The sequence below is a fragment of the Microvirga sp. P5_D2 genome, from assembly GCF_054049475.1.
Window position 1 is genome coordinate 1 of record NZ_JBFUMH010000327.1, and the last position, 2,414, is coordinate 2,414.

Consider the following 2,414-nt stretch of genomic DNA (forward strand, 5'->3'; position numbering starts at 1 on the left):
GCGGTTCGTGACACCGGTCACGAAGGTGGCGCCGATGATCTCCGTTGAGCCGTAGCCAAGAACGATCGTGTCGGCATCCGGCCTGAAATCCCAAATCAGGTCGACGCCGTCGCCCTTCGAGTAGAAGTACGTGTCGTTACCGTCGTTGCCGTAAAGATTGTCGCCGATTGTGACGTTCGTAAGCGTGCCGGCAGTCCACCCGAGGCTACCATTGTCCGTTCCGCCCACGATGATGTCGTTGCCGCCTTCGCCTTGCATCTCATCGTTGCCGCGGCCGCCATGGATGATGTCATCGCCGTCGCTGGCTTCGATCAGGTCATCGTAAGTGCCGGCTGGCGTCGATCCGCCCGTGCCGGGCTCGGTCTTGACTGGTGTCAAGACCAGACTGGCTGTCGAGGAAGCCCGCTCGCTGCCATCGGAGACTACATAGCTGAACGAGACTGGACCGCTGTAATGGGCATCCGGCGTATAGGCCCACGTTCCGTTGCCGTTGTTGACGAGAGTTCCCTCTTTGGACGAGAGCGCCAGCGAGGAGACGGTTAGGACATCACCGTCGACATCCGAAGCCTTGGCAAGCAACTGTGCGGCCGTGATAATGATCGTCTGACCCTGCTTGCCTTCCGGGAGGATCACCGGGGCCGCAACTGGGGCGTCGTTGACCGGATCGAAGGTAATGCTCTGATGGGCGACCTTCGAGCTGCCTTTTCCTTCCACCACGTTATACGTGAGGCTGATAGGACCGCTGTAGTTCGCGTCCGGCGTGAGCGTGAAGGTACCGTCGCCGTTATTGACCACCTGCGCCTTGTCGGCCTTGAGGCCGAACACCAGGAGTGTGTCGCCATCGGGATCCGATAAGCCTTCGACGAGATCGGCGGCATGGACGATGTAGGTGGTGTCCTCCTGGCCGTGAGCCAGGATCTTCGAGGGGAAGCCGGTCGGTTCGTCATTGACGGCAGCGACCATCACGGTGACCGTGGCTGTTGTCTGGCCGCCCTGGCCGTCACTCACCGTGTAGGTGAAGCTGTCCGTGCCGTTGAAGTTTGGGTCCGGCGTGTAGGTGATCTTGCCATCGGTCAGCTTGACCGTGCCCTTGGCACCTTGGGACACGCCCGTCATCGTCAGCGCATTGCCGTCGAGATCCGTGTCATTGGCGAGCAGGTCTGCCACCGCGACCGTGAGCGGCGTGTCCTCGTTCGTGTGCCGCGTGTCGTTGGCAGCCACAGGCGCGTGATTGGGAGCCAGGGGAGCATTGGTGATGATCTTGTCGTCAGGCGTGTCGAGACGRAACCCGAAGGTTTGGCCTCCCAGGAGGTTGAGGAGAACAGGCTGGGTTGAGGCAGGATCATACAAAGTGAATGAGGCGCTTGTGACGCCGCGCGTTCCAAACTCGACAAACACGTCGTAAGGCCCGCCATGTCCATTGACGTTGCTGGAGTCACCATCCAGACCAGCTCTGTCGGCGGTGACACCGCTGCGAGTGACCAAGGCACCCTCAATCTTGAGCGTCGAACTCTCGTTGAGGTCGAGGCCCTTGATATTGAAGTAGAGCGCTTGGAGCGTGGAGAGGTTGGGATTTGAGCCGGGGACCACGCTCACGTCAAAAACCAACTTGCCGTTGATCTCCGTGATCTTGACGTCGACGTCTGACTTTCCGTCAGCATGAAGTGTTATATAGTTTAACGCCGCAATGTCGGCTGACGCGGCTGTATTCGTCGACATGATGCCCCCAGATTTTACATAGGCATAGTGCAGAACAGCCATTCCCGGCAAATGAATAGTCGAGCTATAGCTAACAACGTTGGGGAATAACCCGCCATGTTGCAGAATTGCTTCGGATGCCCAAGGTGCGCGCACACTTAGCCAACCAGGGTTTACTTCGTACTTCGGATCAGATTGCACTATTAGAGCGTATGGAGCACGGTCGTTTGTGAGACCGTGGCCCGGCTCTCTCGGTCGATTACGCCCAGGGCGAGGGCCGGACGCGCTATGAGTTCGACATGCTTCAGCACGGGCCGGTGCTCGGCATCAGCGCACGGTTCTGAGGCTAACCGCGGATAGCCGCGCCTGATTGTCATTTGTCGGACGCCATTAAGACTGATCCACTCAAGTCCACGAGACCTGAGGGTTTTCACGTTTTAATCTGATTCTTTCAGTGCCACACGAATACTAAGACAATACACTGTTTACCGTTACATCTGATTCACACCCCCTATCTATTTGATATCATTGCGGAATGCCATGTGCGAAGGCAAGTCTTTCCAAGGCATCATGCGATAGCCATCGACCATTGCGGTCTGAGCTATTAACCCGACCAAGCGCTCAGTCTGAAGCCCGTCATGAGTTAGATGAAAGTGAGATCGGGACATGCGACGCCGCGAAGCACCTCTATCCCTACGGACACGGCGGAGAAGTGT

At 57.7% G+C, this 2,414-nt stretch carries 1 protein-coding gene; it reads right to left on the reverse strand.

Translation table 11 applies throughout. The features are described 5' to 3' along the window. Positions 1–1,719, reverse strand: a 1,719-nt coding sequence (locus ACXJKO_RS31275) for a cadherin-like domain-containing protein (RefSeq protein WP_457094893.1), incomplete at its 3' end; no start/stop codon positions are given. Positions 1,720–2,414: the final 695 nt, after the last annotated feature.